We start from the raw sequence: 4,675 nt of genomic DNA, 5'->3' as shown, positions 1-4,675 counted from the left end.
GGAGAGGCGGGCGAGAAGGAGGAGGCGATCCTCGCCTCCCTGCGCCTGAGCCGGCGCGAGCAGGACGTCGTGGACCTCGCCCTCGAGGGCCTGAGCGACCGGCAGATCGCGGACCAGCTCCACCTCTCCGTCCGCACGGTCGAGGGTCACCTGCACCGCAGCTACGCGAAGCTTGGCGTGCGCAGCCGGGACGAGCTCCACGAAGCGGTCAACGACTGACAACTCCCCACGTCAGACGGGGGTTGCGTGGGGACTACCTGCCGTTGGACAGGACCATTCGAGTACTCGCCCAGCGCGATCAGTGCCGAGTACGCGCCGACGCGTAATGGGTGCCGGTACTCCTGCGTACAGGCCAAGGGTTCCCCCTCCGGAGGCGCGTAGTAGCTCGGGTACCGACTACTGGTGACCAGCGAACACCGCGCGGCTGTACTGGAGAGGTGAGGGGCCGGCACCCGACCGACCCCCATACGGGGAAGCCGAGGAACTGTCATGTCCGTAGGCGCGCAGCAGAGTGTGGCCCACACGATCACCGCGTGGTGGGGACCCCGCCTCTCGACTGTGTTGAGGTTTGCAACACCTTTGGCGCGCACCGCGAGTTCGGTGCGCATCGCCCGCTCGGAGCGGGCGCAGGCCTGGCCGCGACGATACGCGCTGTACCTGCGCGCGGTTGACTCCGCCGTCGTCCTCGCCGCCGCGGCGGGCGGTCTCATCCTCGGCGACAACAGCCCCCGCGGGCTCGCCGCGATCGCGGCGATCGCCGTCCTCTGGCCCGTGGCGCTCGGCGTCTACGGCACCCGGGACGCCTCCGTGCTCGGCATCGGGGCGGAGGAGTACCGGCGCGTGGTCGCGGCATCCTTCCAGCTCTTCGCGGTCCTCGCGATCGCCTCGGTGCTCATGACCGACTGGCTCCCCGCCCGCGTCTTCGCGCTCGTGTTCAGCACGGGGGTCATGGCCCTCCTCGTGGTCCGCTGGATCAGCCGCCGTTGGCTCAACCACCAGCGCCAGAGCGGGCTGTATCTAACCCCCGCGGTCGTGGTCGGCGAGCCCGAGGACGTGCGCTACGTGGTGCGGCGGATCGCCGCGAGCGACGGCGCGCCCTACAACGTCCTGGGTGCCGTCCTCCCCGGCGGGCGGCGCGGCCAGAGCCTCGCGGTCGACGGCGTGCGGCTCCCCGTGCTGAGCTCGACGGACGACGTCGTGCGGACGGTCGCGCTCAAGAAGGCGGCTGCCGTGATCATCGCCGGCCCGGTCCCAGGGGGCAATCGCTACGTGCGCGAGCTCGGCTGGAACCTCGAACAGCACGACGCCGAACTTGTGCTCGCCTCGACCCTCACGAACGTCGCGGGCCCGCGCATCCACTGGCGGCCCGTGCAGGGCCTCCCGCTCATGGAGGTGGACCTCCCGCACTACACGGGCGCCAAGCACGTGGTGAAGCGGGCCCTGGACCTCGTGCTCGCGTGCGCTGCCCTCGTGGTCCTCGCCCCGATCATGGGAGTCCTGGCGCTCATCGTTCATTTCGACTCGGCGGGCCCGGTGCTGTTCCGCCAGGAGCGCATCGGCAAGGCCGGAAGGCCGTTCGCGATGCTCAAGTTCCGCTCGATGGTGCAGGACGCCGAGTCTCGGCTCGAGGATCTCAAGGCGGAGGACGAGGGCGCGGGCGTCCTGTTCAAGGTCAAGGACGATCCGCGCGTGACCCGCTGCGGCAAGTGGATGAGGAAGTACTCGCTCGACGAGCTCCCGCAGTTCCTCAATGTCCTCAAGGGCGAAATGAGCCTCGTCGGACCGAGGCCGCCGCTCGCCCGAGAGGTCGGGGAGTACGAGCGGTACACGCACCGCCGGATGCTCATCAAGCCCGGGATCACGGGCCTGTGGCAGATCAGCGGGCGCTCTGACCTGGACTGGGACGATTCGGTCCGGCTCGACCTGTACTACGTGGAGAACTGGTCGATCATGGGCGATCTCATGATCCTGTGGCGCACGTTCCGCGCCGTCGTAGCCCCCAGCGGGGCGTACTGAACCGCATGACTCCGGGCAACCCAGCAAGCGTGCATCGAGAGAAGAGGCAAGACCATGGCGGACCTTCCGCACTCGCTCCTCCAGTTCCGGGGATCCGGCACTGGGAGCGAGCCTGACCGCCCACTCGCGGTCGTCGTCGTCGGTGCGGGCTACTGGGGGCCCAACCTGGCACGGAACTTTCAGCGCTCGGCCGATTGGGATCTGGTAGCGGTCTGCGATCTGGACCTCGACCGCGCGGCGGCCCTCGCATCGCTCTACGGCGCGACCGCGTTCGGATCCCTCGACGAGGCGCTCGACACGCTCGACGTCGACGCGGTCGCCATCGCGACGCCCGCCAGGACGCACCACCACGTGGCCCTCACGGCACTCGGGGCCGGCAAACACGTGCTCGTCGAGAAGCCCCTCGCCGACCACTGGTCCAAGGGCACGGACATGGTCGCCGCGGCCGACTCGCGCGGACTCGTCCTCATGGCCGACCACACGTACTGCTACACGCCCGCCGTGCAGAAGATGCGCGAGCTGCTCGCGGACGGCGAACTCGGTGACGTCCTGTACGTCGACTCGGTCCGGATCAACCTCGGGCTCGTCCAGCCGGACGTGGACGTGTTCTGGGACCTCGCCCCGCACGACCTCTCCATCCTCGACTTCATCCTCCCCGACGGGCTGACGCCGCAGGCGGTGTCCGCCCACGGCGCCGATCCGCTCGGCACGGGACGCGACTGCGTCGGGCACCTCTCGTTCGACCTGCCGTTCGGGGCCATGGCCCACATCCACGTCAACTGGCTCAGCCCCACGAAAATCCGCCAGATGGTCATCGGGGGGACGCAGCGCACGCTCGTATGGGACGACCTCAACCCGCAGCAGCGGCTGAGCGTCTACGACCGCGGGGTCCAGCTGCCCAAGCGCGGCGCCCACAGCAACGGTGCCCACAACACAGCGGACCGCCGCGACGCCGCGATCTCGTACCGCCTCGGCGACACGTGGTCGCCCGCGCTTCCCGAGCGCGAGGCGCTCGGCCAAATGGTCGCCGAGTTCGCGGCCGCGATCCGCGGCAAGCGGCCTTCGGCCACGAGCGGGGCGTCCGCGCTGCGCGTCTTGGGCGTGCTCGAGGCCACGAGCCGGAGCCTCCAGGCCGGGGGCGCGAAGGCGGACGTCGCACCACCCGACCGCATGACCGGGCCGGGACTCTTCGGACACGAGCTCGTCGACGGCGCGCTGAGGCAGGAGGCGGGGGCATGACTGTTCTGGCAGGCGCGCGGGTGCTCGTGACGGGCGGCGCAGGGACCATCGGATCCACGGTCGTGGACCATCTGCTCGACGCGGGCGTGGAGCACGTCGACGTCCTCGACAACCTCACGCGCGGAAGGCTGGCGAACCTCGACCACGCGCTCGCCACAGGGCGGGTGCGGCTCATCGAGGGCGACCTCCGGGACCGGGACACGGTCCACGACGCGACGATTGGCAAGGACCTCGTGTTCCACGAGGCCGCCATCCGCATCACGCAGTGTGCCGAGGAGCCGCGCCTCGCGCTCGAAGTGCTCGTCGACGGGACGTTCACGGTCCTCGAGGCGGCCTCGCAGCACGGCGTGGACAAGGTAGTGCTCGCCTCGAGTGCGTCGGTCTACGGCGCGGCGGACGAGTTCCCGACCGGCGAGCGGCACCACCACCACAACAACGACACGCTGTACGGCGCGGCCAAGAGCTTCAACGAGGGCATGGCCCGCAGCTTCCGCGCGATGTACGGGCTCGACTACGTGGCCCTTCGGTACTTCAACGTGTACGGGCCACGCATGGACGTCCACGGTCTCTACACCGAGGTGCTCGTGCGTTGGATGGAGCGGATCGCGGACGGGCGGCCCCCGCTCGTGTACGGCAACGGCGAGCAGACCATGGACTTCGTCTACACGAGCGATGTGGCGCGCGCGAACATCTACGCGGCCGAATCGGCCGTGCGCGAGGGCGTCTACAACGTGGCGAGCGGCAGCGAGACGAGCCTGCTCGCGCTCGCGGTCGCACTCCTGGCCGCGATGGACTCGAAGCTCTCCGTCGAGTTCGGCCCCGAGCGCAAGGTCAACGCCGTGACGCGGCGTCTCGCCGACACGGCCGCGGCCGCCCGGGATCTCGGGTTCCGATCCGAGATGCCACTCGACGAGGGCCTCCGCCGGCTCGTCTCGTGGTGGCGCCCGCTGCGCGAGGAGATCGCCGCGGCGCGGGTCGTGGCCGCGTCATGAGCGCGGAGGCGGGGCAGGCCGATGAGGGCCGCATCAACGTCATGAAGCCCTGGGTCGGGGCGGAGGAGGCACGCGCGGTCGCCGAGGTCATCGCCTCCGGGTGGCTCGCGCAGGGCCCGCGCGTCGCGGAGTTCGAGCGGGCGTTCGCCTCGGCCCAGGGGGTGGCGCACGGCGTCGCCGTGTCGAGCTGCACGACGGCGCTGCACCTCGCCCTCGTGGTCGCGGGCGTCCAGCCCGGCGATGAGGTCGTGGTGCCCTCCTTCTCCTTCATCGCGACCGCGAATGCGCCGCGGTACGTCGGGGCCGAGCCCGTGTTCGCGGACGTCGACCCCGTGACCGGGAATCTCACGGTCGCGGGCGTGGCCCAGGTGCTCGGGCCCCGCACGGCGGCGGTCATCGTCGTAGACCAGGGCGGGGTCCCCGCTGAC

General features: G+C 70.5%; 5 protein-coding genes. All 5 read left to right on the top strand.

Features of this window, described 5'->3' with window-relative positions; translation table 11 throughout:
* Window positions 1–219: helix-turn-helix domain-containing protein (locus ACLN58_RS18155; RefSeq protein WP_415856645.1), on the top strand; the 219-nt coding region annotated here is incomplete at its 5' end.
* Window positions 220–489: 270 nt separating this feature from the next.
* Window positions 490–2,016 carry a sugar transferase gene (locus ACLN58_RS18150; RefSeq protein WP_415856644.1) on the top strand — a complete coding sequence of 509 codons (1,527 nt, stop codon included), beginning with the start codon at window positions 490–492 and terminating at the stop codon, window positions 2,014–2,016.
* A gap of 54 nt (window positions 2,017–2,070) precedes the next feature.
* Window positions 2,071–3,255 (top strand): Gfo/Idh/MocA family protein, encoded by a 1,185-nt coding sequence (locus tag ACLN58_RS18145; protein ID WP_415856643.1) that lies wholly within the window; start codon window positions 2,071–2,073, stop codon window positions 3,253–3,255.
* Entirely contained in the window at window positions 3,252–4,247 is a 996-nt protein-coding gene (locus ACLN58_RS18140) for an NAD-dependent epimerase/dehydratase family protein (protein WP_415856642.1), read from the top strand. The genes ACLN58_RS18145 and ACLN58_RS18140 overlap by 4 nt, the downstream gene beginning before the upstream one ends.
* Window positions 4,244–4,675, top strand: a 432-nt coding sequence (locus tag ACLN58_RS18135) for a DegT/DnrJ/EryC1/StrS family aminotransferase (protein WP_415856641.1), incomplete at its 3' end; no start/stop codon positions are given. The genes ACLN58_RS18140 and ACLN58_RS18135, both read left to right, overlap by 4 nt.

The sequence above is a fragment of the Sinomonas sp. G460-2 genome (assembly GCF_047759905.1).
In the GTDB taxonomy this organism is placed as follows: Bacteria; Actinomycetota; Actinomycetes; order Actinomycetales; family Micrococcaceae; genus Sinomonas.
The sequence above is the reverse complement of the archived record's forward strand: the minus strand, read 5'-3'. Positions and strand labels throughout refer to the sequence as shown.

Excerpts from the sequence above, each read along its gene's own strand:
- ACLN58_RS18140 (WP_415856642.1), top strand. The coding sequence starts at position 3,252 with ATGACTGTTCTGGCAGGCGCGCGGGTGCTCGTGACGGGCGGCGCAGGG.
- ACLN58_RS18150 (WP_415856644.1), top strand. The coding sequence starts at position 490 with ATGTCCGTAGGCGCGCAGCAGAGTGTGGCCCACACGATCACCGCGTGG.
- ACLN58_RS18145 (WP_415856643.1), top strand. The coding sequence starts at position 2,071 with ATGGCGGACCTTCCGCACTCGCTCCTCCAGTTCCGGGGATCCGGCACT.